Source organism: Knoellia sp. p5-6-4 (assembly GCF_029222705.1).
GTDB lineage: Bacteria > Actinomycetota > Actinomycetes > Actinomycetales > Dermatophilaceae > Pedococcus_A.
This window is the reverse complement of sequence record NZ_JARGZF010000001.1, coordinates 1-24,850: the sequence shown is the minus strand read 5'-3', so window position 1 is coordinate 24,850 and position 24,850 is coordinate 1. Positions and strand designations below refer to the sequence as shown.

26 protein-coding genes are annotated in these 24,850 nt (G+C 72.1%); 20 read left to right on the top strand and 6 right to left on the bottom strand.

Going from position 1 to position 24,850, the window contains the following annotated elements; translation table 11 throughout:
• Together pdxS and P2F65_RS00125 are read left to right on the top strand one after the other, a co-directional pair.
• A complete protein-coding gene (pdxS, locus tag P2F65_RS00130; RefSeq protein ID WP_275802972.1) occupies positions 1-915 on the top strand; it encodes a pyridoxal 5'-phosphate synthase lyase subunit PdxS in 915 nt (304 codons plus the stop codon).
• Positions 912-1,307 (top strand): hypothetical protein, encoded by a 396-nt coding sequence (locus P2F65_RS00125; RefSeq protein ID WP_275802971.1) that lies wholly within the window; start codon positions 912-914, stop codon positions 1,305-1,307. Before pdxS ends, P2F65_RS00125 begins: the two co-directional genes overlap by 4 nt.
• 27 nt (positions 1,308-1,334) lie before the next feature.
• Here P2F65_RS00125 and kynU read toward each other — a convergent pair whose 3' ends face one another.
• Positions 1,335-2,570, bottom strand: coding sequence for a kynureninase (kynU, locus tag P2F65_RS00120; RefSeq protein WP_275802969.1), 1,236 nt, complete (start codon positions 2,568-2,570; stop codon positions 1,335-1,337).
• A 55-nt stretch (positions 2,571-2,625) separates the two neighbouring features.
• Here kynU and pdxT point away from each other — a divergent pair, with 55 nt between their 5' ends.
• The 10 genes from pdxT to P2F65_RS00070 all read left to right on the top strand — a co-directional run bounded on the left by pdxT (position 2,626) and on the right by P2F65_RS00070 (position 12,905).
• Positions 2,626-3,258: a pyridoxal 5'-phosphate synthase glutaminase subunit PdxT gene (gene pdxT, locus P2F65_RS00115; protein ID WP_275802967.1), complete on the top strand. Its 633-nt coding sequence runs from the start codon at positions 2,626-2,628 to the stop codon at positions 3,256-3,258.
• Between the two features lie 55 nt (positions 3,259-3,313).
• Positions 3,314-4,072: a YebC/PmpR family DNA-binding transcriptional regulator gene (locus P2F65_RS00110; protein ID WP_275802965.1), complete on the top strand. Its 759-nt coding sequence runs from the start codon at positions 3,314-3,316 to the stop codon at positions 4,070-4,072.
• An 80-nt stretch (positions 4,073-4,152) separates the two neighbouring features.
• Positions 4,153-4,704 (top strand): crossover junction endodeoxyribonuclease RuvC, encoded by a 552-nt coding sequence (gene ruvC / locus P2F65_RS00105; RefSeq protein WP_275802963.1) that lies wholly within the window; start codon positions 4,153-4,155, stop codon positions 4,702-4,704.
• Positions 4,701-5,306, top strand: coding sequence for a Holliday junction branch migration protein RuvA (gene ruvA, locus P2F65_RS00100; protein WP_275802961.1), 606 nt, complete (start codon positions 4,701-4,703; stop codon positions 5,304-5,306). The genes ruvC and ruvA overlap by 4 nt, the downstream gene beginning before the upstream one ends.
• Before the next feature lie 36 nt (positions 5,307-5,342).
• Positions 5,343-6,419, top strand: a complete 1,077-nt coding sequence (ruvB, locus tag P2F65_RS00095; RefSeq protein WP_275807174.1) for a Holliday junction branch migration DNA helicase RuvB — start codon at positions 5,343-5,345, stop codon at positions 6,417-6,419.
• A 173-nt stretch (positions 6,420-6,592) separates the two neighbouring features.
• Entirely contained in the window at positions 6,593-6,952 is a 360-nt protein-coding gene (gene yajC, locus P2F65_RS00090; protein WP_275802959.1) for a preprotein translocase subunit YajC, read from the top strand.
• Between the two features lies 1 nt (position 6,953).
• Positions 6,954-8,765 carry a protein translocase subunit SecD gene (gene secD, locus P2F65_RS00085; RefSeq protein WP_275802957.1) on the top strand — a complete coding sequence of 604 codons (1,812 nt, stop codon included), beginning with the start codon at positions 6,954-6,956 and terminating at the stop codon, positions 8,763-8,765.
• Positions 8,762-9,967 carry a protein translocase subunit SecF gene (gene secF / locus P2F65_RS00080; RefSeq protein ID WP_275802955.1) on the top strand — a complete coding sequence of 402 codons (1,206 nt, stop codon included), beginning with the start codon at positions 8,762-8,764 and terminating at the stop codon, positions 9,965-9,967. Before secD ends, secF begins: the two co-directional genes overlap by 4 nt.
• 10 nt (positions 9,968-9,977) lie before the next feature.
• Complete coding sequence (locus P2F65_RS00075) at positions 9,978-10,544, top strand: adenine phosphoribosyltransferase (RefSeq protein ID WP_275802952.1); 567 nt, start codon at positions 9,978-9,980, stop codon at positions 10,542-10,544.
• A gap of 45 nt (positions 10,545-10,589) precedes the next feature.
• Entirely contained in the window at positions 10,590-12,905 is a 2,316-nt protein-coding gene (locus P2F65_RS00070; RefSeq protein WP_275802951.1) for a bifunctional (p)ppGpp synthetase/guanosine-3',5'-bis(diphosphate) 3'-pyrophosphohydrolase, read from the top strand.
• A gap of 24 nt (positions 12,906-12,929) precedes the next feature.
• Here P2F65_RS00070 and P2F65_RS00065 read toward each other — a convergent pair whose 3' ends face one another.
• The 3 genes from P2F65_RS00065 to P2F65_RS00055 are packed head-to-tail and all read right to left on the bottom strand — an operon-like array spanning position 12,930 to position 15,823.
• The gene (locus tag P2F65_RS00065) at positions 12,930-13,553 is read right to left on the bottom strand and encodes an FMN-binding negative transcriptional regulator (protein ID WP_275802949.1); all 624 of its coding nucleotides are present in this window, start codon (positions 13,551-13,553) and stop codon (positions 12,930-12,932) included.
• Positions 13,554-13,563: 10 nt separating this feature from the next.
• A complete protein-coding gene (locus P2F65_RS00060; RefSeq protein WP_275802947.1) occupies positions 13,564-15,015 on the bottom strand; it encodes a DUF349 domain-containing protein in 1,452 nt (483 codons plus the stop codon).
• A 1-nt stretch (position 15,016) separates the two neighbouring features.
• The gene (locus P2F65_RS00055) at positions 15,017-15,823 is read right to left on the bottom strand and encodes a peptidylprolyl isomerase (RefSeq protein WP_275802945.1); all 807 of its coding nucleotides are present in this window, start codon (positions 15,821-15,823) and stop codon (positions 15,017-15,019) included.
• A gap of 119 nt (positions 15,824-15,942) precedes the next feature.
• On the opposite strand from P2F65_RS00055, the gene P2F65_RS00050 reads away from it, so the two are divergent.
• Positions 15,943-16,644, top strand: coding sequence for an MBL fold metallo-hydrolase (locus P2F65_RS00050; RefSeq protein ID WP_275802943.1), 702 nt, complete (start codon positions 15,943-15,945; stop codon positions 16,642-16,644).
• Positions 16,641-18,005, top strand: coding sequence for a histidine--tRNA ligase (hisS, locus tag P2F65_RS00045; protein ID WP_275802942.1), 1,365 nt, complete (start codon positions 16,641-16,643; stop codon positions 18,003-18,005). Before P2F65_RS00050 ends, hisS begins: the two co-directional genes overlap by 4 nt.
• Here the strand turns inward: hisS and P2F65_RS00040 are convergent.
• A complete protein-coding gene (locus tag P2F65_RS00040) occupies positions 17,974-18,609 on the bottom strand; it encodes a hypothetical protein (protein ID WP_275802940.1) in 636 nt (211 codons plus the stop codon). The two genes, hisS and P2F65_RS00040, sit on opposite strands and share 32 nt — an antisense overlap.
• A gap of 90 nt (positions 18,610-18,699) precedes the next feature.
• On the opposite strand from P2F65_RS00040, the gene xerD reads away from it, so the two are divergent.
• The 6 genes from xerD to P2F65_RS00010 all read left to right on the top strand — a co-directional run bounded on the left by xerD (position 18,700) and on the right by P2F65_RS00010 (position 24,369).
• Entirely contained in the window at positions 18,700-19,641 is a 942-nt protein-coding gene (xerD, locus tag P2F65_RS00035; RefSeq protein WP_275807171.1) for a site-specific tyrosine recombinase XerD, read from the top strand.
• Positions 19,642-19,817: 176 nt separating this feature from the next.
• Positions 19,818-20,633 (top strand): AAA family ATPase, encoded by an 816-nt coding sequence (locus P2F65_RS00030; protein WP_275807168.1) that lies wholly within the window; start codon positions 19,818-19,820, stop codon positions 20,631-20,633.
• Between the two features lie 94 nt (positions 20,634-20,727).
• Positions 20,728-21,585 (top strand): ScpA family protein, encoded by an 858-nt coding sequence (locus P2F65_RS00025; RefSeq protein WP_275807166.1) that lies wholly within the window; start codon positions 20,728-20,730, stop codon positions 21,583-21,585.
• Entirely contained in the window at positions 21,578-22,219 is a 642-nt protein-coding gene (gene scpB, locus P2F65_RS00020) for an SMC-Scp complex subunit ScpB (protein WP_275802937.1), read from the top strand. Before P2F65_RS00025 ends, scpB begins: the two co-directional genes overlap by 8 nt.
• Positions 22,216-23,253, top strand: coding sequence for a pseudouridine synthase (locus P2F65_RS00015; protein WP_275802935.1), 1,038 nt, complete (start codon positions 22,216-22,218; stop codon positions 23,251-23,253). The genes scpB and P2F65_RS00015 overlap by 4 nt, the downstream gene beginning before the upstream one ends.
• A 36-nt stretch (positions 23,254-23,289) precedes the next feature.
• Positions 23,290-24,369 carry a prephenate dehydrogenase gene (locus P2F65_RS00010; RefSeq protein WP_275802933.1) on the top strand — a complete coding sequence of 360 codons (1,080 nt, stop codon included), beginning with the start codon at positions 23,290-23,292 and terminating at the stop codon, positions 24,367-24,369.
• A gap of 15 nt (positions 24,370-24,384) precedes the next feature.
• Here the strand turns inward: P2F65_RS00010 and P2F65_RS00005 are convergent.
• The coding region (locus tag P2F65_RS00005; RefSeq protein WP_275802931.1) for an HNH endonuclease signature motif containing protein at positions 24,385-24,850 on the bottom strand (466 nt) is incomplete at its 5' end.

Genomic DNA, 24,850 nt, shown 5'->3' with positions numbered 1-24,850 from the left:
ATGTCCTCCGAAACCCCCGTCACCGCTGCCCAGCCGACCACCGGCACCTCGCGCGTCAAGCGCGGCATGGCCGAGATGCTCAAGGGCGGCGTGATCATGGACGTGGTCACCCCCGAGCAGGCGAAGATCGCCGAGGACGCCGGCGCCGTCGCCGTCATGGCCCTCGAGCGTGTCCCCGCCGACATCCGCGCCCAGGGCGGCGTGTCCCGCATGTCCGACCCGGACATGATCGACGGCATCATCGACGCCGTCTCCATCCCCGTGATGGCCAAGGCCCGCATCGGCCACTTCGTCGAGGCCCAGGTGCTGCAGTCCCTCGGCGTCGACTACATCGACGAGTCCGAGGTGCTCACCCCGGCCGACTACGCCAACCACATCGACAAGTGGGCCTTCACCGTGCCCTTCGTGTGCGGCGCCACCAACCTCGGCGAGGCACTGCGACGGATCACCGAGGGCGCTGCGATGATCCGCTCCAAGGGTGAGGCCGGCACCGGCGACGTCTCCAACGCCACCACGCACATGCGCCAGATCCGCGCCGAGATCCGCCGCCTGCAGAACCTGCCCGAGGACGAGCTGTACGTCGCGGCCAAGGAGCTGCAGGCCCCCTACGAGCTCGTCAAGGAGGTCGCGCAGGCCGGCAAGCTCCCCGTCGTGCTGTTCACCGCCGGCGGCATCGCCACCCCGGCCGACGCGGCGATGATGATGCAGCTCGGAGCCGAGGGCGTCTTCGTCGGATCGGGCATCTTCAAGTCGGGCAACCCGGCCCAGCGCGCCGAGGCGATCGTGAAGGCCACGACGTTCTACGACGACCCGGACGTGGTCGCCAAGGTCTCCCGCGGCCTCGGTGAGGCCATGGTCGGCATCAGCGTCGACGAGATCCCGCAGCCGCACCGGCTCGCCGAGCGCGGCTGGTGACGCTGGACCCCGCCACACCGGTGCCGGACCCGGGCCTGCCACGCGACGCGTGGCAGGCCCGGGTCACGTCGGGCCGGGGGCGTTTCCCGTCGTTGACGGGGGTGCACGGCACGCTGGCCCTCGGCGAGGGTCGGCTCACCTTCACCCCGGAGGGCGCTCCCCACGCGCTGTGGTCGGTCTCGGCGGGCGAGGTGCGTGCCGCCCTGCAGGGATACTTCGCCAGCAGCGACCTGGTGCTGGAGTCCGCGACCACGGGCAAGCTGCACGTGACCGTGAGCCGGGAGCGGATCAGCCGCCTGTGGGCCAGCGAGGACCGTGAACGCCGACAGCGCCAGTACGCCGAGGAGTTCCTCGCCGCCCTGGCGCTGTCGGGTGGGACCGTCAGCAGCTGAACCACCGACTGGTCGGCCGGTGGCTCGTCAGGTGACGGCCGCCCGGGTCCGGAACTCGGGCCGCTCGAACTCCCGGTCGCGCACCACCGCGGCGAGGTGCTCCGCGGCGGCGAGCACGTCGGCGTGCGAGAGGTAGAGGGGCGCGAAGCCGAGCCGCACGATGTCGGGCTCCCGGAAGTCCCCGATGACCCCGCGGGCGATGAGGGCCTGCACCACGGCATACGCGTCGGGGTGCCGCAGGCTCACCTGTGAGCCGCGCCGCTCGTCCGCGCTCGGGGTCGCGACCGGGAGGTCGACGCCGAGCGCGCCGAGGCACTCCACGAAGAACGAGGTCAGCGACAGCGACCGTGCGCGCACGTCGTCCACGCCGAGCCCGTCGAAGGCCGTCAGTGCTCCCTCGAGGGTGAGCAGGGAGATCAGCGGTGCGGTGCCCACCCGCGCGCGGGTGATGGTGGGGGCGGGCTCGTACTCGCGGGACATGGCGAAGGGGCTCGCGTGGCCCTGCCACCCGGTCAGCGGGCTGTCGAAGTCGGCGAGGTGCCGCTCGGCGACGTAGACGAATGCCGGTGCCCCCGGGCCTCCGCTGAGGTACTTGTAGCCGCAGCCGACCGCGAAGTCGGCCTCGGCCGCATCGAGGCCGACCGGCATCACGCCGGCCGAGTGGCACAAGTCCCAGCAGGCCAGCGCGCCGACCTCGTGGGTAGCGCGGGTCAGCGCGGCGAGGTCCCACAGCTCGCCGGTGCGGTAGTCGACCTGCGAGTAGGAGGCCACCGCCAGCGAGGAGCCCAGCTCGGCGATCCGGTCGGCGGCCTCGGCCACGGGCACGAGCTCGACGGTGAGACCGAGCAGGTCGGCCGCCGACTGCGTGATGTAGAGGTCGGTGGGGAAGGAGTCGGGGTCGGTCAGCACCGTGCTGCGGCCCGGGCGCATGCGCGAGGCGGCCACCACGACCTTGAAGAGGTTGACCGAGGTGGAGTCGGTGACGACGACCTGCCCCGGCGACGCCCCGAGCAGGGCGCCGATCCGGTCGCCGACGCGCTCGGGCGCGCCCCACCAGTCCGACTCGTTCCACGCGCGGATGAGCTGCTCGCCCCACTGCCTGGCCACCACGTCGGCGGCGGTCTCCGCGGCCGCGAGGGACAGGGCCCCGAGGGAGTTGCCGTCGAGGTAGATGACGCCGTCGGGGATGCGGAAGAGGCTGCGGCGGTCGGTGGCGGCGTGCTCGTCGTCGAGCCGGCGCGCCCGGTCTGCGAGGTCTGACATGGCCGCAACCTAGCCCAGCGACCGCACGCTTCGTCAGGGGCCCTAGCCTTTCAGCGTGACCGCCAGCCAGCCCCTCGTCGGGGTCCTCGCCGTCCAGGGCGACGTCCGTGAGCACCTGTATGCCGTGGAGCGCGCCGGTGCCCGCGCCACCACCGTGCGGCGCCCCTCCGAGGTCGAGGCCGTCGACGGGCTGGTGATCCCCGGCGGCGAGTCGACCACGATGGACAAGCTGGTGCGGGCCTTCGGCCTGTTCGAGCCGCTGCGGGCCCGCATCGCTGCCGGGATGCCGGTCTACGGGTCGTGCGCCGGGATGATCATGCTCGCCGACCGGATCACCGGGGGCCGCCCCGACCAGCAGACCCTCGGGGGCATCGACATCACGGTGCGCCGCAACGCCTTCGGCCGGCAGGTGGACTCCTTCGAGGAGGACCTGCACATCCACGCCATCGGCGGCGCCCCGATGCGGGCCGTGTTCATCCGGGCGCCCTGGGTCGAGGAGTGCGGCCCCGGGGTGGAGGTGCTCGCGTCGGTCGAGGAGGGCCCGGCCGCGGGACGTGTCGTCGCGGTCCGGCAGGCGCGCCTGCTCGCCACGTCCTTCCACCCCGAGGTCACCGGTGACCACCGGTTCCACCAGCTCTTCGTGCAGATGGTGCGCGACGCCCGTGCCGGTGGAGCGAAGGGCCCTTAAGTAAGATCGCCTCCGGTCTTTTTCCCAGCAGCACGACGTAGTTCGAGGAGAAGCGATGAGCGGCCATTCCAAGTGGGCGACAACCAAGCACAAGAAGGCTGCGATCGACGCCAAGCGGGGCAAGCTCTTCGCCAAGCTGATCAAGAACATCGAGGTGGCCGCCCGCACCGGTGGCGGTGACCCGGCCGGCAACCCGACGCTCTACGACGCGATCCAGAAGGCCAAGAAGTCCTCGGTCCCCAACAACAACATCGACAACGCCGTCAAGCGCGGCAGCGGTGCGACGGCGGGTGGCGCCGACTGGGAGAACATCACCTACGAGGGCTACGCGCCCGGCGGTGTGGCGATCCTCATCGAGTGCCTCACCGACAACCGCAACCGGGCGGCGGCCGAGGTGCGCACGGCCCTCACGCGCAACGGCGGCCAGCTGGCCGACCCGGGATCGGTGGCCTACGTCTTCGACCGCAAGGGCGTGGTCATCCTGCCCAAGGGCGACAAGACCGAGGACGACATCCTCGAGATCGTGCTCGACGCCGGAGCCGACGAGGTCAACGACAACGGCGACACCTGGGAGATCGTCTCCGAGGCGACCGACGTCGTGGCGGTCCGCACGGCACTCCAGGAGGCGGGCATCGAGTACGACTCGGCGGAGGCCTCCTGGGTGCCCAACCTGCAGGTGCCGCTCGACGCCGAGGGCGCCCGCAAGATGATCCGGGTCATCGAGGCCCTCGAGGACTCCGACGACGTCCAGGACGTCTACGCCAACGGCGACATCAGCGACGAGGTGCTCGCGGAGCTCGAGTCGGAGGAGTAGGCGTGTTGGTGCGCGGCAGCCGCCCCGGCGCTGTGTAGCGTTCGACCGAACACCTGTTCGGATGTGGAGGAGTTGTCAGCGTGCGCGTTCTCGGCGTCGACCCGGGCCTGACCCGTTGCGGGCTGGGGGTCGTCGAGGGCTCCCCGGGCAGCCTGGCCATGGTGGCCGTGGGTGTCGTACGCACCCCCGGCGGCAGTGACACGGGGGAGCGGCTGGTCTACCTCCAGGACCAGCTCGACCGCTGGCTCGACCGCTTCGAGCCCGACGCCATCGCCCTCGAGCGGGTCTACGCCGCCGACCACGTGCCCACCGTCATGACCACCGCGCAGGCCTCGGCCGTCGCCCTACTCGCGGGGGCCAGGCGCGGGCTGCCCGTCGTGCTGCACACGCCCACCGAGGTGAAGGCAGCCGTGACAGGGTCCGGACGCGCCGACAAGGCCCAGGTCACCGCGATGGTCACCCGCATCCTCCGGCTCGACGTGGCGCCCCGCCCCGCCGACGCGGCCGACGCCCTCGCGCTGGCGATCTGCCACCACTGGCGCGGCACGGGGGAGAGCCGGCTCGCGCTCGCCGCCGCCTCCGAGCGGGCCCGGCTCAAGGCCGCGTCCGGCCGAACGGTGGTGGCGGGGTGATCGCCTCGGTCCGCGGAAGCGTGCTGCACGCCGGCCTCGACCGCGTGGTGGTGGAGGTCGGGGGCGTCGGGATGCTGGTGCACACGACCCCCGGCACGGCGGCGTCGGTGCGCCGTGGCCAGGAGGCTGCGCTGTCGACCACCCTGGTCGTACGAGAGGACTCGCTGACCCTCTACGGCTTCGCCTGCGACGACGAGCGCGACATGTTCGAGCAGGTCCAGACCGTCTCGGGGGTGGGTCCGCGTCTCGCGCTGGCCATGCTGTCCGTGATGCCGCCCGACCGGATCCGTGCCGCCATCAGCGGTTCGGACGTCGCGGCCCTCACAAAGGTCCCCGGCATCGGGAAGAAGGGCGCCGAGCGGATGGTGCTCGAGCTGCGCGACAAGGTCGGTGTGCCGGGAGCCGCCGGTGCCGCGGCCCCTGCGGCGGCGGCGCTGCCGGCGTGGCGCGACCAGGTCACCGAGGCCCTGGTCGGCCTCGGCTGGTCGGCGAAGCAGGCCGAGGACGCCGTCAAGCGGGTCGCGGACGGTGCCGGTGACGCCGGTGCAACGCCCACCGTCTCCGAGATGCTGCGCGCCGCCCTGCGCGAGCTGGGGAGGTAGGCCGTGCCCGCAGCCCCTGACGGCTTCGCCTCCGAGATGTACGAGGACAGCTCCCTCGACGCCACCGCCCGCATCGTCGACGCCGGCAGCGACGCCGACGAGCGCACCGTCGAGGCCGCGCTGCGACCCCGTCGCCTGAGCGAGTTCCCGGGCCAGACCCGGGTGCGCGACCAGCTCGCCCTCGTGCTCGAGGCCGCCAAGCGCCGGGGGAGCGCCCCCGACCACGTCCTGCTCTCCGGGCCCCCCGGGTTGGGGAAGACGACGCTGGCCATGATCGTGGCGGCCGAGCTCGAGAAGCCGATCCGCGTCACGAGCGGCCCGGCCATCCAGCACGCCGGCGACCTCGCGGCCGTGCTCTCCTCCCTCATGGAGGGCGAGGTGCTGTTCCTCGACGAGATCCACCGCATGTCGCGGGCGGCCGAGGAGATGCTCTACCTGGCCATGGAGGACTTCCGGGTCGACGTGATCGTCGGCAAGGGCCCGGGGGCGACAGCCATCCCCCTGGAGCTGCCGCCGTTCACCGTGGTCGGCGCGACCACCCGGGCCGGGCTGCTGCCCGCACCGCTGCGCGACCGCTTCGGCTTCACCGGACACCTCGACTTCTACGCGAGCGACGACCTCGTCCGGATCCTGCACCGCTCGGCCAGGCTCCTCGAGGTCGAGGCCGACGGCCTGGGCATCGCCGAGATCGCGCGACGCTCGCGAGGCACGCCCCGCATCGCCAACCGGTTGCTGCGCCGGGTGCGCGACTGGGCGCAGGTGCACGGGCGCAGCGTCGTCGACCAGGAGGCTGCCCACGCCGCCCTCGCCCTGTTCGACGTCGACGACCGGGGGCTCGACCGGCTCGACCGCGCCGTGCTCGAGGCCCTCTGCCGCCGCTTCGGGGGAGGGCCGGTGGGCCTGGGCACCCTCGCGGTCGCCGTCGGCGAGGAGGCCGACACCGTCGAGACGGTGGCCGAGCCGTTCCTCGTGCGGGAGGGCTTCATGGCCCGCACCCCACGAGGGCGGGCCGCGACCGCGCTGGCGTGGAAGCACCTCGGCCTCACCCCGCCGGCCGGCAGCGACCCCCTGCTGACGCCGCTTCCCCTCGAGGGCGGCGACGGCCGCTTCTGACCCTCGGCCGGCACCTTGGGTCACAATTGGAACGCGCCCTCGGTGCGGTGCGTTGGTTGGTGTGGTCGGTCTCACCTACACTCGACCGGTCCCCGGCCTTCGCCGGGAGGACACGCGTGCCCGGGTACCGGTGACGCGGCGCACAGCGAACCCATCCTTGAAGGGACTCAAGCATGTCAAGCGGCGGCCTCCTGGCCCTCCCCATGGCGACCAGCGGAGGATCCTCCGGCTCCAGCCTGCTGATCTTCCTGCTGCCCCTGCTGCTCATCGGCTGGATGGTCTTCACCCAGCGCAAGCGCCAGAAGCAGGCCGCTGACCTCCAGAGCAGCATCGTGGTGGGCGACGAGGTGTGCACGACCTCCGGCCTCTTCGGCACGGTCACCGCGCTCGACGCCTCGACGGTGACCCTCGAGGTGAGCCCGGGTGTCCACGTCCGCTACGACCGGCGGGCCATCGGCATGAAGGTCCCGGCCCCCGAGGCGCCGGGGGCTCCCGGGGCGACCTCGCAGAACCCGGGCGAGCAGGGGGACTGACGTGGCGCTCAACCCGCACACCCGCAAGCCGCTCAAGGTCCTCGGCAGCTTCGCAGCGCTCATCGCGGTGCTGGCCGGCCTGCTGTTCAGCGCGAACACCTGGGGCGTCGCGGCCTGGACGCCGAAGCTGGGCCTCGACCTCGAGGGCGGCACCCAGATGGTGCTCGAGCCCGTGCTCGTGGGCACCAGCACGGTCTCGAGCTCGCAGCTGAACCAGGCTCGCGACATCATCGTGCAGCGCGTCGACGCCAACGGCGTCGCCGGCGCCGAGGTCACCACCCGCGGCGGGCGCAACATCGTCGTCAGCATGCCGGGGCAGCCCGACCGGACCACCGAGGACGCGATCCGCAAGTCCTCGCAGATGCGCTTCCGACCGGTGCTGGCCTCCGCCGCCGGCACCACCGCCCCCCAGCCGACGGGGACGCCGTCGGGCACGCCCACCGGCCAGCCAACTGGCTCGGCCACCGGCTCCGCGACCCCCACCGCGCCGGTCCCGACGGCGACCGGCGCCACCACGTCCGTCGCCAAGAGCGGCATCCCGCAGGCCCTGCTGAACAGCACGACCTCCCCGTCGGGCACCGCCACGGCCACGGCCACCGCGACGCCGAAGCCCACCCCGACCGGCACCGCGACCCCCACCGGCGGTGGCGCCAAGCCCGACAAGCAGAGCGACCTGTCGTGGGTGACCGACGACGTCGCGCAGCAGTTCCAGGCGCTCGACTGCGCCAAGGAGGGCGCCCTCGACAAGGTCGTCGACGACCCGGCCAAGCCGCTGGTCACCTGCTCCGACGACGGCGTGGAGAAGTTCATCCTCGGCCCCGTCGTCGTCGGCGGTGACCAGATCGACAGCGCCGCTGCCGGCTACCGCCCGCTCGCGAACGGCCAGCCGTCCAGCGAGGTCGAGATCCAGCTGTCCTTCAAGGGCGAGGGCACCAAGGCCTACGCGGACGCGAGCAAGCGCATGGTCTCCCTCGAGCCGCCGCGCAACCGGATGGCGGCCACCCTCGACTCCCGGGTCATCGTGGCGCCGCAGTTCAACGAGGCGATCCTCAACGGCCAGGCCTCGATCACGGGCGGCTTCACGATCGAGCAGGCGCGCGAGCTGGCCGACCAGCTGAAGTTCGGCGCCCTGCCCATGTCGTTCTCGCTCGAGACGCGCGAGAACATCAGCCCCACGCTGGGCGGCGAGCAGCTCCGCTACGGCATCATCGCGGGCATCATCGGCCTGATCCTCGTGGCGGCGTACTCGCTGATGCAGTACCGGGCCCTCGGCTTCGTCACGGTGGCCTCGATCATCATCGCCGGGCTGCTGACCTACCTGAGCCTCACGATCCTCGGCTGGTCGCACAACTACCGGCTCGACATGGCCGGCGTCACCGGCCTGGTGATCGCCATCGGCGTGACCGCGGACTCGTTCATCGTGTACTTCGAGCGCATCCGCGACGAGGTGCGCGAGGGCCGGCCGCTGCGTGCCGCCGTGGACACCGGCTGGAAGCGCGCCAAGCGGACCATCCTGGTGGCCGACGGCGTGAACTTCCTCGCCGCCGTCGTGCTGTACTTCCTGGCGTCCTCCGGCGTGCGGGGCTTCGCCTTCACGCTCGGGCTCACCACGCTGATCGACATCCTCGTGGTGTTCATGTTCACCCACCCGCTCATGGGGATCCTCGCCGAGACGAAGTTCTTCGGTGGCGGCCACAAGTGGTCGGGCCTGAGCCCCGAGCGTCTCGGTGCCGTGGCCGCCCCGCGGTACGTCGGCCGCGGCCGTTTCGCCACGTCACCGGCCGCCCGCACGGCCGAGGGGAGCGGGTCATGATCAACTTCAGCAAGTTCGGCAACGACCTCTACACCGGGAAGCGCTCCATCGCCTTCGTGGGCAACCGCCGGCGGTGGTACGCACTCTCGGCGGTCCTGATCCTGGTGGCGCTGGTGGGCCTCGGGGTGCAGAAGCTGAACCTCGGCCTCGAGTTCACCGGCGGCTCCGAGTTCCGCGTCGCGGCCGGCAGCAACAGCGACAACTACGAGTCGCGGGCTCGGGACGCGCTGGCCGAGGTGGCTCCCGGCGAGAGCGCCAACATCACCAGGCTGGGCACGAGCAGCAGCACCATCCGGGTGCAGACCGAGGAGCTCGACGAGGCCCAGAGCCGCGAGGTCCGCGCGGCGCTGGCCCAGGAGTTCGGGGTCGACGAGAACCAGGTCAGCGCCTCGTTCGTCGGGCCCTCGTGGGGCCAGTCGGTGAGCGAGCAGGCGCTGCGCGCCCTCGTCGTCTTCCTGGTCCTGACGTTCCTGGTGATGGCGATCTACTTCCGCACCTGGAAGATGTCGGTGGCCGCGATGATCGCGCTGGTGCACGACATGGTCATCACGGTGGGCATCTACGCGCTCACCGGTTTCGAGGTCTCGCCGGCGACGATGATCGGCTTCCTCACCGTCCTCAGCTACTCGCTCTACGACACCGTGGTCGTCTTCGACAAGGTGCGCGAGAACACCCAGGACGCCTTCGGCAACAAGCGCCAGACGTATGCCGAGGCGGCCAACCTCGCCGTGAACCAGACGGTGGTCCGCTCGATCAACACCACGGTCGTGGCCCTGCTGCCGATCGCGGCCGTGCTCGTGATGGGCTTCACCGTCATCGGCCCCGGCACGCTGCTCGACCTCTCCCTGGTGCTCTTCATCGGCATGGCAGTGGGTGCGTACTCCTCGATCTTCATCGCCACCCCGGCGCTGGTGAGCATGCGTGCCAAGGACCCGGCCGTGCAGCAGCTCGACAAGGCGGCCGCGAAGTTCCACGCCCGGCAGGCCAGGAAGGACGCCGAGGGCCAGACGCCGCAGGCGGCGCACCCCACCGTGGACGAGGGGGCCGACGAGGAGCTCGAGCCGGTGGCCGCAGGCACGGCCGGTTCCGGCCCCCGGGACGGGCAGGGCTCCGCGGCGGCGGGCAGTGGGCGCGCCATCCACCCCTACGCCCAGACCGGCCCGCGCAACCAGCCCCGTCGCAAGCCGAAGTCCCGGCGCTGAGATGGCTGACGTGACCGACACGACGCATTCGGCCACGGGCCGGGCGGAGAGCCTTGCCGAGCTGGTCTCGAGCAGGCTGCGCGACATCCCCGACTTCCCCGAGCCCGGGGTGGTCTTCAAGGACGTCACGCCGCTCCTGGCCGACGGTCCGGCGTTCTCCGCGGTCGTGCGCGACATCGCCGAGCGCCGCCAGGGCACGGTGGACCTCGTCGCCGGCATCGAGGCGCGCGGCTTCATCTTCGGCGCCGCCGTGGCCCACGAGCTCGGCATCGGCTTCGTGCCGGTGCGCAAGGCGGGCAAGCTGCCGGGGAAGACCCGTGGGGTCTCCTACGACCTCGAGTACGGCAGTGCCACGATCGAGATCCACGAGGACTCCTTCGTCGGCGGTGAGCGGGTTCTCGTCATCGACGACGTGCTCGCCACGGGGGGCACGGCAGCCGCCACCTGCGAGCTGCTCGAGGGTTCCGACGCGACGGTCGTCGCGTTCGAGGCGGTCATCGAGCTGGCCTTCCTGCACGGTCGCTCGCGGCTGGCCGGCCGGGACGTGCACGCCACCGTCGTGGTCGGTCGCGACTGAGCACAGGCAGACCGGGCAGTCGGGACGATCACGTAGGCTCTGTCCATGAGTGAGGACGTGGCGGCACAGACGCCCAGCAGCCCGGCATCCTCCTCTGCCCGCGTGCGGGCCCGGCTCGCCCGGTTCGGGGGCACCCGCGGCCCCGGGGCCAACCCGGTGCTGGAGCCGCTGCTGCAGACTGTGCGGGCGACGCACCCCAAGGCCGACCTGGCCGTCATCGAGCGGGCCTACGAGGTCGCCGAGCGCGCCCACCGTGGCCAGCTGCGCAAGAGCGGCGACGCCTACATCACCCATCCCCTCGCGGTGGCCACGATCCTCGCCGAGCTGGGCATGACCCCGTCCACGCTCGCGGCGGCGCTGCTGCACGACACGGTCGAGGACACGGCATACGGGCTCGGGCAGCTCGAGAAGGACTTCGGCCGCGAGGTCGCGATGCTGGTCGACGGGGTCACCAAGCTCGACAAGGTGACCTACGGCGACGCCGCCCAGGCCGAGACGGTGCGCAAGATGGTCGTCGCGATGGCCAAGGACATCCGGGTCCTCGTCATCAAGCTCGCCGACCGGCTGCACAACGCGCGCACCTGGCGCTACGTCTCCGTCGAGTCGGCGCAGCGCAAGGCCCGCGAGACGCTCGAGATCTACGCGCCGCTGGCCCACCGCCTCGGCATGAACACCATCAAGTGGGAGCTCGAGGACCTCTCGTTCGCCACGCTCTACCCCAAGGTCTACGACGAGATCGTCCGGCTCGTCGCCGAGCGTGCACCCGCCCGCGAGGAGTACCTCGCGACCGTGCGCGAACAGGTCAGCTCCGACCTGAAGGCCGCGAAGATCAAGGCGACGGTCACCGGGCGGCCCAAGCACTACTACTCCGTGTACCAGAAGATGATCGTGCGCGGCCGCGACTTCGAGGACATCTACGACCTCGTCGCGGTGCGCGTGCTCGTCGACTCGGTGCGCGACTGCTACGCGGCGCTCGGCGCGCTGCACGCGCGGTGGAACCCCCTGCCGGGGAGGTTCAAGGACTACATCGCGATGCCGAAGTTCAACATGTACCAGTCGCTGCACACGACGGTCATCGGCCCCGGCGGCAAGCCGGTCGAGATCCAGATCCGGACGCACACCATGCACCGCCGGGCGGAGTACGGCGTCGCGGCCCACTGGAAGTACAAGGAGGACCCGACGGCGCGCGCGGGTGTTCCGACCGAGGGCGAGCCCACCGGTCCCATCAACGACATGGCGTGGCTGCGGCAGCTGCTCGACTGGCAGAAGGAGACCGCCGACCCCGGCGAGTTCCTCGACTCGCTGCGCTTCGAGATCAGCGCCCGCGAGGTCTACGTCTTCACGCCCAAGGGGGAGGTCGTGGCGCTGCCGGCCGGCTCGACCCCGGTCGACTTCGCCTACGCGGTGCACACCGAGGTCGGCCACCACTGCATCGGCGGGCGCGTCAACGGTCGCCTGGTGCCGCTGGAGTCGACGCTCGAGAACGGCGACGTCGTCGAGGTGCTCACCTCCAAGGCCGACGGCGCCGGCCCGTCCCGCGACTGGCTGACCTTCGTCAAGTCGCCGCGGGCGCGCAACAAGATCCGCCAGTGGTTCTCCAAGGAGCGCCGCGAGGAGATGATCGAGTCCGGCAAGGACGCGATCGCCAAGGCGATGCGCAAGGAGGGGCTGCCGCTGCAGCGCCTCATGTCGCACGAGTCGCTGACGGCCCTGGCCTCCGAGCTGCGCTACCAGGACATCGACGCCCTGTATGCCGCCGTCGGCGAGGGCCATGTCAGCGCCCAGCACGTGGTGGGCCGGCTCGTCGCCTCCCTCGGGGGCGAGGAGGGGGCCAGCGAGGACCTCGCCGAGGCCACCACGCCCACCCGCTCCCTGCGGCGCCGCACCGGCGACCCCGGAGTGGTTGTCGTCGGCACCGCCGACGTGTGGGTCAAGCTCGCGCGCTGCTGCACGCCGGTGCCGGGCGACCCGATCATGGGGTTCATCACCCGCGGCAACGGCGTCTCGGTGCACCGCACCGACTGCACCAACGCCGAGTCCCTGCGTTCCCAGCCCGACCGCATGATCGAGGTCGAGTGGGCGCCGTCGTCGGCCAGCGTCTTCCTCGTCCAGCTCCAGGTCGAGGCGCTCGACCGCAACCGACTGCTCTCGGACGTCACCCGCGTGCTGTCCGACCAGCACGTCAACATCCTCTCGGCGTCCGTGCAGACCTCGCGTGACCGGGTGGCCATCTCGCGGTTCACCTTCGAGATGGGCGACCCCGGCCACCTCGACCACGTCATGAAGGCGGTCCGCAAGATCGACGGCGTCTTCGACGTGTACCGGATCACCGGCACCAAGGCCACCGCGTCCAAGGGCTGACCGCGTCGGTCGAGGAGCTCCGGCTCAGGCGTCCGGCTGGTCCATCAGGTCAGCCACCGCGGTCGTCGACGGCGTGGACTCGGCGCGCAGGCCCGCCACGACGCCGTCCCGGTCGGCATCGGAGCGGTTCTGGCTCAGCTTGGCCTTGGCCTCGACGCGCTCGACGGTGAGCTCGATGCCGACGATGCCGCGCAGCTGGCCCTCGACGTAGGGGCTCGGCGCGTCGGTGACGGCCCACGGGTGCTCGCGGTGGGACTCGTGCGCGTCGGTGAGCGCGGTCACCATGCCCCGCAGCCACTCGACGTCGTGGTGGACCCGCACCCGGCCGGTGAGGTGGACGGTCGTGTAGTTCCACGTCGGGACCACGCGCCCGTGCTCGGCCTTGGCGGCATACCACGACGGCGAGACGTAGGCCTGCGGACCGGCGGCGACGAGGAGGGCGGGGGAGCCGTCGCCGATCTCGCGCCAGTGAGGGTTGGCCCGCGCCATGTGAGCCAGCACCGTGCCACCGCGCCACAGGACCGGCAGGAGGGTCGCGACGGGGTAGCCGTCGGCACCGACCGTGACGAGCTCGGCGGCGCCGGAGGCGGCCACCATCCGCCGTGCCTGCTCCTCGTCCTCGACCCGGTTGAAGGTGGGCGCGTACACGGCGCTCCGGTCAGCCGCTGAACTCGTCGAGGCCGGCGCGGGCCTGGGCCAGCCACTGCTCCTGCGCCTCGAGCTTGGCGCGGGCGTCGGCGACCTTGCGCTCGTCACCCGAGGCCTCTGCCGTGGCCAGGTCGTCGCGCAGCGCTGCGACGGACGCCTCGAGCTGGTCGACCATGCTCTGGGCCCGGGCTGCGACCTCGGGGTTGCTCTGCTGCCAGCGCTTGTCGTCGGCCTCGCGAACGGCGCTCTCGATGCGGCGCAGGCCCTTCTCCATGCGATCGACGTCGCCGCGGGGCACCTTGCCGGCGGCGTCCCAGCGCTCCTGGATGGAGCGCAGTGCGGCCTTGGCGGCATCGATGTCGGTGACGGGCAGGATCGACTGTGCCTCGGCGAGCAGCTGCTCCTTCACGGCGAGGTTGCCGCGGAACTCCTCGTCCTCGGCTGCCGCAACCTGGTCCTTGGCGGCGAAGAACGCGTCCTGGGCGGCCTTGAAGCGCTCCCAGAGGGCGTCGTCGTCGGAGCGGCTGGCACGGCCGGCCTTGCGCCAGCGGTCCATCAGGCGCTTGAAGGCGCCGGCGGTGGGCCCCCAGTCGGTGCTGGCCGAGAGCTCCTCGGCCTCGCGGACCAGCTCCTCCTTGGCGGCCTTCGCCTCGGCCTGGCTGCTCTCGAGCTGGGCGAAGTGCACCCTGCGCGCCTTGTCGAAGCTGTTGCGCGCGTGGGAGAAGCGCTGCCACAGCGCCGTCTCGGTCTCGCGGTCGAGGCGGGCCCCGGTGCGCTGGTGCTGCTTCCACTCCTCGAGGAGGGCGCGCATGCGGGCGCCGCTGGCCTTCCACTGGATGCGGTTCTCCGGCTGGGCGGCGATGCTCTCGGCCTCGACGACGAGCGCCTCGCGCTCCTGCCGGGCCGTCTCGCGGGCGCGGGTGCGCTCGGCAGCCTCGGTCTCGCGGCGGGCGGCGACGGCCTGCTCGATCTCCGCGACCTTGGCGTCGAGCGCGGCGAGGTCGCCCACGACCTTGGCCTCGCCGATGTGCTCACGCAGCTTGGCCAACCCCTCCTGCGCGTCCTTGGCCGACAGGTCCGTCGTGGCGAGCCGCTGGTGCAGCAGGTCGGCGGAGGCCCACAGCTCGTCGAACTTGCGGGCGAAGTAGTGCAGGGCCTCCTCGGGCGTGGCGCCGGGGTAGGAGCCGACCTCCCGCTCACCATCGGCGGTGCGGACGTAGACGGTGCCGGACTCGTCGACGCGGCCGAAGGTCTCGGCGGCCGGACCGGGCGCGGGGGACGCGACAGCCGCGGGCGGGTGCGCCACCGCGCGCAGGGCGGCCGGGGTCGGCGCAGCGCCGGGGCGGATGGCGCTCGGCTTCGGCGGGGCCGGCTTGGCTGCTGCAGCCACCTCCGGCGCGGCGGGCGTGGTGGCCTGCGAGGCCTCGGTGGGCTCCCCTGCCGGTGTGGTCTGGTCAGTCACGTCAGGCCTTCTTCTCGGTGACAGCAACCTTGAGGATGCTGATGGGCGTTGCGGGGGCTCCGTCGCCGGCGCCTCCGCTCACGCCTGCTGCGGCGATCTCCTCGACAATATCCAAACCGCTCGTCACCGTGCCGAAGATGGAGTAGCCGCCGCCCTCGGTGGGCAGCTCGGTGTCGTCGTAGACGATGAAGAACTGGCCGCTGTTGCTGTTCGGGTCGGCTGTGCGCGCCATGGCGAGCGTGCCAGTGGGGTAGGAGCCGTCCTTGGGTGTGTTCTCCAGGCCGTAGGTGTACCCGGGGCCGGGGCCGGCACCGCCGAGCGGGTCGCCGCACTGCAGCACGAAGATGCCCTGCGTGGTGAGGCGGTGGCAGGGGGAGTCGGCCCAGTAGTCGGCCTTCGCGAGCGCCATGAAGGACGCCACCGTCTGCGGGGCCTTCGCGCCGTCGAGCTCGAGGGTGATGTCACCGCAGTTGGTGGTGATGACGGCCTCGAAGGTCTTGCCGGCGGCGAGCGCCGCGTCGGGCTTGTCGACCGGCGTGATCGAGGTCGGTGCCTCGGGTGCGGGCTTGCAGCGGCCGGAGGCCGCAGTGTTGGTCGACGCCGAAGCACTGGGTTCGGCCGCCGGGTCGCCCGCATCGTCGGAGAGCTGCGTGGACAGGAACACGAAGAGTGCGACCACGGCGAGGACCGCGGCCACGACGATCACGACCTGCCGGTTCCGGGCACGCTCGCGCACCCGCTGGGCCTCTCGTGCGTCGAGCTTCTGCTGGCGTCGGCGCGCCCGTGCGCGCTCCTGCTCCTTCGTCACCGGTTCCCTGCTCCTCGATGTCGGACCTGCGGAATGTCGGACCTTTTCGGCCTGTCGGCCTGACGTGCTCGTCGGCCGCGGTCAGTCTAGGCAGCAGGGCAGCGGATAGGCTCGAGGCCGTGTTGACCATCGGGTTCCCGGCTGCCGCCTTCGGCACCAACTGCTACGTCCTCGCCCCCGGCGCGGGGGAGGAGTGCCTCGTCGTCGACCCCGGCATCGGGATCGAGGAGACCCTGCGCGAGGTGCTCGCCGAGCACCGGCTGCGCCCGGCTGCCGTGCTGCTCACCCACGGCCACATCGACCACGTGTACTCGGTGACGCCGGTCTGCGGCGGTGACACCGCGGCCTACATCCACGCCGACGACCGCTACCGGCTGCACGACGCGCTCAGCATCGCCAACCCCGGCCTCATCGGCATGCTGGAGCAGCAGTTCGGCGCGAAGGCGACCTGGCGCGACCCCGAGAACGTCGTCGACCTCAAGGACCGGCAGAGCCTGGACCTCGCCGGCCTGGACGTCGAGGTCCTCCACGCGCCCGGCCACACGGAGGGCTCGGTGATGTTCTCGCTGGGCACCGTGCCCCACGGCCTCGAGGAGAGCGCGGGCGTGCGCTCGACGGTGTTGAGCGGCGACGTGCTGTTCGCCGGCTCCATCGGCCGCACCGACCTTCCCGGTGGCGACCACGCCGCCATGCAGCGCTCCCTGCGCGACGTGGTGCTGCCCCTGCCCGACACCACCCTCGTGCTGCCCGGCCACGGCCAGGCGACGACGATGCAGCACGAGCGCTCGACCAACCCCTACCTGCAAGGACTGACTGCGTGAACACCCCCGCACCGCGCGCCGCCAAGGTCACCCCGATCAGCGGCTTCCCCGAGTACCTCCCCGCCGAGCGCATCGTCGAGCAGCACTTCCTCGACGTCATCCGCGAGACGTTCGAGCTGCACGGGTACCCGTCGATCGAGACCCGGGCCGTCGAGCCGGTCGACCGCCTCCTCGGCAAGGGGGGCGACGCCGACAAGGAGGTCTACGGCGTCACCCGGCTCGCCGGTGACGAGGACGAGGACGCCGGTGGCGTCGAGTTCGGCCTGCACTTCGACCTCACGGTGCCCTTCGCGCGCTACGTGCTCGAGCACGCCGGCAAGCTGTCGTTCCCGTTCCGCCGCTACCAGATCCAGAAGGTCTGGCGGGGTGAGCGGCCGCAGGAGGGCCGCTACCGCGAGTTCACCCAGGCCGACATCGACGTCGTCGACGTGGGCGAGCTCTCGCCGCACTACGAGGCCGAGATCCCGCTGGTGATGGCCGAGATCTTCGAGAAGCTCCCCATCGGGAGGATGACCATCCAGGTCAACAACCGCAAGATCCCCGAGGGCTTCTACCGGGGCATCGGCATCGACGACGTCACCGGCACCCTGCGCATCGTCGACAAGCTCGACAAGGTCGGCCCCGAGAAGGTGCGCGCCATGCTCGAGGAGGCGGGCTGCAGCACCGAGCAGGCCGAGCAGTGCCTCGCCCTGGCGGCGATCCGCAGCGAGGACCTCGGCTTCGTCGAGCAGGTGCGCGCGCTCGGCGTCGAGCACCCGACCCTCGACGAGGGCCTCGAGGCCCTCTCGCGGGTGATCCGCACCGGCATGGAGAACGCCCCCGGTGCGCTCGTCGCCGACCTCAAGATCGCCCGCGGCCTCGACTACTACACCGGCACGGTCTACGAGACCCAGCTCGAGGGCTACGAGTCGTGGGGGTCGTTCTGCTCCGGGGGCCGCTACGACGCCCTCGCGTCCGACGGCCGCACGACCTATCCCGGGGTCGGCATCTCCATCGGCGTGTCGCGCCTGCTCGGCCTGCTCCTCGGCAAGGGCCTGCTGAGCGCCAGTCGCTCGACGCCCGCGTGCGTGCTCGTCGCGGTCAACGACGAGGAGGGCCGCCCGACCTCGACGCGGGTCGCCACGGCGCTGCGGGCGCGCGGCATCGCGTGCGAGGTCGCCCCCAAGCCAGCCAAGTTCGGCAAGCAGATCCGGTATGCCGAGCGGCGCGGGATCCCGTACGTCTGGTTCCCGGGGGCGTCCGAGCGCGGGGGAGACCAGGTCAAGGACATCCGCAGCGGGGAGCAGGTCGACGCCCTGGCCGAGTCGTGGCAGCCGCCGGTGGAGGACCTCAGGCCCCGGATCCTGCGGCACGAGGGCTGAGGGCCGGCGGGCGCAGGCCGCTGTCGCGCAGCTCGAGCAGAGCCAGGGCGTGGACGACCTGCGGGTCGCGGGCACGCCAGGCGCCGGTCGGGTCGTCGGAGATCCGCGCCAGCCGGTGCATCGGCTGGGTGGCCATCGCCCGCAGAGCGAAGAGGTCGAGGTCGGCGGAGCTGTCGATGAAGCGCTGCGCGGCGGTGGCGCGGCGGCTGAACCGCAGCCGCAGCAGCCCCCAGATGAGCACGACGATCGTGATCGGCACGAGCGCGGTGACCCAGCCGAGCAGGAGGGCGAGGTCGTTGACCGCGTTGACGAGGTCGGTGCCGGCCTGCTCGATGGTGGTGCCGGCACTGCCGGCCCGCTCGAACGGCTCAGACAGGCGGTCGCCGACCAGGGGCACGTCGCTTACCGCGCGTCCGGCCTCGCCCATCTCGCTGCGGAACCCTGAGCCCGCGCCCTGCAGGGTGCGGCCCGGCCCGGCGAGCTGCTGGGTCGCGTCGTGCACCGCGCGTCCGAGCCAGGCCCACACCGCGACCCAGGCGAAGACCAGGACGTCGGCCACGATCTGGCTGGTGCGGCGCACGGGCAGGTCTGCGTAGAGCTTCATGGGCGAGCCTCTCGTCAAGTTCGGCGGTCGGGGCGCGGTGCCGGTCTAGACTCCCACCCGCCCCCGCCGCCCACCTGCTAGGACGTCGCCCTGAGCACCGACACGACCGCCGCGACCGCTGTCGAGCGGGCCGTGCGCGGATGGCTCAACCACCTCGACGTGGAGCGGGGCGTGTCGGCCAACACGCTGAAGTCCTACCGGCGCGACCTCGCGCGCTACACGGCATACCTCGGTGGACGCGGGGTGACGGACCCCGCGGCGGTGACCGAGGCACACGTCAGCGACTTCCTGGCGACCCTGCGCGAGGGGAGTGCCGACCACCCGCCGCTGGCGGCGTCGTCGGCGGCGCGGACCCTGGTCGCGGTGCGCGGCTTCCACCGGTTCCTGGTGCTCGAGGGCGACACCGCCCAGGACCCGGCCGGCGCCGTGAGCCCTCCGCGGCCACCCGCCCGGCTGCCCAAGGCCATCAGCGTCGAGGACGTCGAGCGCCTGCTGGCGGCGGCCGGCGTGGGCGACACGCCCGCGTCGCTGCGCGACCGCGCGCTGCTGGAGGTGCTCTACGGCGCCGGGGCGCGCATCTCCGAGGCCGTCGGGCTCGACGTCGACGACGTCGACGCGGCGGAGGGTGTGGTGCGGCTGTTCGGCAAGGGCGGCAAGGAGCGCGTCGTGCCGCTCGGCTCGTATGCCGCCGAGGCGCTGTCTGCCTACCTCGTGCGGGGGCGCCCGGCCCTGGCGTCGAAAGGCAGGGGGACGCCCGCGATCTTCCTCAACCAGCGGGGTGGCCGGCTCTCCCGCCAGAGTGCCTGGGCCGCGCTGAGGGCAGCCGCCGAGCGGGCCGGGCTGTCCGGCCACCTGTCGCCGCACACGCTGCGGCACTCCTTCGCCACCCATCTTCTCGACGGTGGCGCCGACGTGCGGGTGGTGCAGGAGCTGCTCGGGCACGCCTCGGTGACGACGACCCAGATCTACACGATGGTGACCGTGCAACGCCTCCGCGAGGTCTATGCCCAGAGCCACCCCCGTGCTCGCTGATAGGGTCTGTGCGATCAGCGAGAGGCTGACCGATCTTGCACGAGCGCACCGGGAGTGAAACGCCTGTGGATTCTGAGGTGACCACGACAGCGGACCGCCGCTCCGACCTCGCGACCGCCACGCTGCCGGGCACCGAGCACGCCGCGGCCGGGCAGGTCGGACCCACCGGACGTCCGATGCCGGACTTCCCGGACCCGGCACCGCTCAGCTCGCACGGGCCCGCCCGGATCATCGCGATGTGCAACCAGAAGGGCGGCGTCGGCAAGACGACGACCACCATCAACCTCGGCGCCGCGCTCGCCGAGGTCGGCCGACGGGTGCTGCTGGTCGACTTCGACCCCCAGGGAGCCGCCTCCGTCGGCCTCGGCATCCGCGCCAACGAGCTCGATGTCACCGTCTACAACCTGCTCGTCGACCGTGGGCACGACGTGCGCGACGTCATCCAGGGCACGCGCACCGAGAACCTCGACATCATCCCGGCCAACATCGACCTCTCCGCCGCCGAGGTGCAGCTCGTCGGCGAGGTGGCCCGCGAGCAGATCCTGGCCCGGGTGCTGCGGCCCGTGCTCGACGAGTACGACGTCATCCTCATCGACTGCCAGCCCTCGCTGGGCCTGCTCACCGTCAACGCCCTGACAGCCGCGCACGGGGTGATCATCCCGCTGGAGTGCGAGTTCTTCGCCATGCGCGGTGTGGCGCTGCTCATCGACACGATCAACAAGATCACCGACCGCCTGAACCCGCGCCTGCAGGTCGACGGCATCCTCGCGACGATGTTCGACTCGCGCACGCTGCACAGCAAGGAGGTCGTGCGCAGCGTCGTCGACCACTTCGGCGACCAGGTGTTCCACACCGTCATCAGCCGCACGGTGAAGTTCCCGGACGCCACCTTGGCGGCCGAGCCGATCACGAGCTACGCATCCACGCACGGCGCGGCGGCGGCATACCGGCAGCTGGCGCGTGAGCTCATCGCCCGCGGCGGCGCGGCCTGACCGCGTGAGCCAGGAGGCTGCGCCGGTCGAGGAGCAGAAGGCTGGGCCGGTCGACGAGCAGGTCGCGCCGGCGGCGCAGGTCACCCCGGGCGGGGTGCTGACCCGCCGCAGCGCCAGCGCCCCCTTCGAGGTGCACCTCGACGTCTTCTCCGGCCCCTTCGACCTGCTGCTCGGACTGATCTCCAAGCACAAGCTCGACATCACGGAGATCGCGCTGGCCAAGGTCACCGACGAGTTCATCGCCCACATCAAGGCGGCGCAGGCGTCGAACACCGAGTGGGACCTCAGCCAGGCCTCGGAGTTCCTGCTCGTCGCGGCGACGTTGCTCGACATCAAGGCGGCCCGTCTGCTGCCGCAGATGAGCCCGCAGGACGAGGAGGACCTCGCGCTCATCGAGGCGCGCGACCTGCTGTTCGCCCGGTTGCTCCAGTACCGCGCGTTCAAGGACATCGCCCGCACGTTCGGTGAGCGGATGGCCACGGCCGGCCGGATGACGCCCCGCCAGGCGGGGATCGAGCCGCAGTTCGCGAAGCTGCTGCCCGAGCTGGTCATCACGATCACGCCCGAGCAGCTGGCCATGGTCGCCGCCCGCGCGATGACGCCGAAGGTGGCGCCGACCGTGGGCTTGGAGCATTTGCACGCGCCCGCCGTCAGCGTGCGTGAGCAGGCCACCATCGTCGGGCACCGCCTGCGCCGGGAACGGGCCTGCTCGTTCCGCTCGCTGGTGGCCGACGCCGACAGCACGCTGGTGATCGTCGCGCGCTTCCTGGCGCTGCTCGAGCTGTTCCGTGAGGCGGCCATCGTGTTCGAGCAGGCGGAGGCGCTGGGGGAGCTGACGGTGCGCTGGACCGGTTCCGACGAGGGCGCCATCGAGGTCAGCGACGAGTTCGACGAAGAAGACCAGCCCGATGAGGAGAGCCCCGTCGAGGGGCAGGAGAGCACCGATGACTGACACGCCAGACACACCCGACGAGGCGCAGGAGGGGACCGAGGCGACGCCGGAAGAGCAGATCGCCTTCGACATCAACGACTTCCCCGGGGGCGCCCGCAGCGCCATCGAGGCCGTGATGATGGTCGTCGACGAGCCGATCACCGAGATGGCCCTGGCCTCGGCCCTCGAGCTGCCCGTCGACGACGTGGTCGACCACCTCCACGCGCTCGAGGCGGAGTACGCGCAGGCCAAGCGCGGCTTCACCCTGCGCAGTGTGGCCGGCGGCTGGCGGGTCTACAGCCGCGCCGAGTACGCGCCGGTGGTCGAGAAGTTCCTCCTCGACGGCCAGCAGGCCAAGCTCACCCAGGCCTCGCTGGAGACGCTCGCCGTGATCGCCTACCGACAGCCGATCTCCCGCTCACGGGTGAGTGCCGTGCGCGGGGTGAACGTCGACGGGGTCGTGCGCACGCTCCTGACCCGCGGCCTCATCGAGGAGGTTGGCGCCGAGGGGGAGAGCGGCGCCGTCCTCTACGGCACCACCCCCTACTTCCTGCAGCGGCTCGGCCTCGGCACCCTCGACGAGCTGCCTGCCCTTGCTCCCTACCTTCCGGAGGTCGACGTGCTCGACGAGCTCGCAGAACAGGGCCGTTCATGACGCCCCCCAGGTCCCGAGGCGGAGCCGGATCCGGCAGCGGCAGTGCTGGCCGAGGTGGTGCCGGCGGTCGCGGTGCCGGCGGTCGCGGTGCCGGCGGCCGAGGTGGCGCGGCAGGGGGCCGTGGCCGGTCGCCTGCAGGGGGCGGCCGCGGTGGTGCGTCCGGTGGTGGCCGCGGAGGTGCGTCCGGAGGCGGCCGCCCGTCGGGCGGGCGCGGGAAGCCGCAGCGGTCCGGCTCGGGCACGACCAAGAAGAGCCAGCCGACCCGGCTGCCCCAGCGCCCGCAGACCACCCCGCAGGTCGACGTCCACGACCCCGAGGGCGTGCGGCTGCAGAAGCTGCTGGCCGCCGCCGGCGTGGGCTCGCGGCGGGTCTGCGAGAACCTCATCGAGCAGGGTCGTGTCGAGGTCGACGGCCAGGTCGTCACCGAGCTCGGTGTGCGCATCCGCCCGGACCAGGTGGTGCACGTCGACGGCGTGCGCGTGCAGCTCGACGAGTCGCGCGTCTACTTCGCCTTCAACAAGCCGCTCGGCGTGGTCACGACCATGAGTGACGAGCTCGGCCGGCTGAACATCGGCGACTACGTCGGCAACCGCAACGAGCGGCTGTTCCACGTGGGCCGTCTCGACGCCGACACCGAGGGCCTGCTCATCCTCACCAACGACGGTGACCTCGCGCACCGGCTCCAGCACCCGAAGTACGGCGTCGCCAAGAAGTACCTCGCCCAGATCCACGGCCCGGTGCCGCGCGACCTCGGCAAGCAGCTCCGCGAGGGCGTGGAGCTCGAGGACGGCCCGGCGTCGGTCGACTCCTTCAAGGTCGTCGACTCGATGCCCGGCAAGGCGCTCGTCGAGATCGTGCTGCACGAGGGACGCAAGCACATCGTCCGGCGGCTCATGGACGCGGTGGGTCACCCGGTGCTCACGCTCGTGCGCACAGAGGTCGGCCCGATCCGGCTCGGTGACACCAAGCCGGGCAAGATGAGGGCGCTGACCAAGCAGGAGGTCGGGCAGCTGTACTCGGCTGCTGGACTCTGAGGTCGCCGGGCCACCGCCGTCGGTAGCCTCTGGCGCGTGACCCTGCGCGTCCGCATCGTCGGCACTGGCCTGATCGGCACCAGCCTGGGCATCGCGCTGTCGCGGCGCGGGCACACCGTCACACTGGCGGACCCGTCGCCGACTGCCCTGGCCTTGGCCCGCGACCTGGGGGCAGGGCGGCTGCCCGACCCCACCGAGGACCCGGAGCTGGTCGTCGTCGCCGCGCCCCCGGACGTCGCCGGCGCGGTCGTGGCCGAGGAGCTGCGCCGGTGGCCGGACGCGGTCGTCACCGACGTCGCCTCCGTCAAGGTCGCCGTGCTGCGCGACGTCGAGGCCGCCGGGGGAGATGTCGCCCGGTATGCCGGCTCGCACCCCATGGCGGGCCGGGAGCGGTCCGGGGCGGTCGCCGCCCGCGGAGACCTGTTCGACGGGCGTGCCTGGGTCGTCGTGCCGCACCACCGCTCGAGCGAGCGGGCGGTCGCGCTGGTCACCCAGCTGGGGGTCGACGCGGGCGGCACGGTGAGCGTGATGAGCCCGCAGGAGCACGATGCGGCCGTCGCCGTCGTCTCGCACGTGCCCCAGGTCGCAGCCAGCCTGGTGGCCAGCCGGCTGAGGTCGATTCCGGAGGCGGCGGCAGGGCTCTCCGGGCAGGGGATCCGTGACGTGACCCGGATCGCCGCCAGCGACCCGCAGCTGTGGACCCAGATCCTGGCCGGCAACGCACCGGCCGTGCGGCGGGTGCTGAGCGACCTGCGCGACGAGCTCACCGAGGTGCTCGGGGCCCTCGAGAACCTCGAGCAGGGGGATGGGGTGGGCGCGCGGGAGGTGCTGGCCCGGATCGTGGCCCACGGCAACACCGGCCACGACCGGATCCCCGGCAAGCACGGCGCCGCGCCCACGACGTATGCCGTGGTCACGGTGCTCGTGCCGGACCGGCCCGGCGAGCTGGCCCGGCTGCTCCACGACGTCGGCGATGCCGGGGTGAACCTCGAGGACCTCCACCTCGAGCACGGACTGGGGCAACCATTCGGGCTCGCCGAGATTTCGGTTCTGCCCGCTGTGGCGGAGCGGCTCGGCGTGGAGCTGCAGGCGCGGGGCTGGCAGCTGCACGGCTGAGACCGCCGTCGACCGTCAGGCGCCGGCGAGCCCGTGAACCTCTCGAGTCCGGTCTTCCCAGGTGAGGGTGAGGACGTTGTCGTGCCAGGGGTGCCGTTGTCGTCCGGGCGCTGGGCCGTGAGCACGCCGGGTGGGCGCTGGTCGTGTGGGCAGGAGGGGTGGGGCGGTGGAGTCGTAGGTGTGTCCGGTGGGGGTGGTGGTGCGGACCCGGTGCGGACCCGGTGTGGGGTGCGTGCGGGTCGGCGGCGGTCGGGCCCGGGCGGTGGCGACCGCGGACCAGCCCGGGGCCTCCTTGGCGTGGTTGCACGCCGCGCACAGCCCCTGACCGTTGGGGGCGCTGGTGGCGCCGCCGGCCCGGTCGGGGACCACGTGGTCGGCGTGCCGGATCGGGGCGTCGCACCACGGGGTGCGGCAGCTCTGGTCGCGCAGGGTGAGGAAGCGGCGCAGCTGGCCGTCGAAGACCCGGCGCCGGGAGTCCATC

Excerpts from the sequence above, each read along its gene's own strand:
- scpB (WP_275802937.1), top strand. The coding sequence starts at position 21,578 with ATGACTGACACGCCAGACACACCCGACGAGGCGCAGGAGGGGACCGAG.
- secF (WP_275802955.1), top strand. The coding sequence starts at position 8,762 with ATGATCAACTTCAGCAAGTTCGGCAACGACCTCTACACCGGGAAGCGC.
- P2F65_RS00040 (WP_275802940.1), bottom strand. The coding sequence starts at position 18,609 with ATGAAGCTCTACGCAGACCTGCCCGTGCGCCGCACCAGCCAGATCGTG.
- pdxS (WP_275802972.1), top strand. The coding sequence starts at position 1 with ATGTCCTCCGAAACCCCCGTCACCGCTGCCCAGCCGACCACCGGCACC.
- P2F65_RS00110 (WP_275802965.1), top strand. The coding sequence starts at position 3,314 with ATGAGCGGCCATTCCAAGTGGGCGACAACCAAGCACAAGAAGGCTGCG.
- yajC (WP_275802959.1), top strand. The coding sequence starts at position 6,593 with ATGTCAAGCGGCGGCCTCCTGGCCCTCCCCATGGCGACCAGCGGAGGA.
- P2F65_RS00030 (WP_275807168.1), top strand. The coding sequence starts at position 19,818 with ATGCCGGACTTCCCGGACCCGGCACCGCTCAGCTCGCACGGGCCCGCC.
- P2F65_RS00015 (WP_275802935.1), top strand. The coding sequence starts at position 22,216 with ATGACGCCCCCCAGGTCCCGAGGCGGAGCCGGATCCGGCAGCGGCAGT.
- ruvB (WP_275807174.1), top strand. The coding sequence starts at position 5,343 with ATGTACGAGGACAGCTCCCTCGACGCCACCGCCCGCATCGTCGACGCC.
- kynU (WP_275802969.1), bottom strand. The coding sequence starts at position 2,570 with ATGTCAGACCTCGCAGACCGGGCGCGCCGGCTCGACGACGAGCACGCC.
- P2F65_RS00070 (WP_275802951.1), top strand. The coding sequence starts at position 10,590 with ATGAGTGAGGACGTGGCGGCACAGACGCCCAGCAGCCCGGCATCCTCC.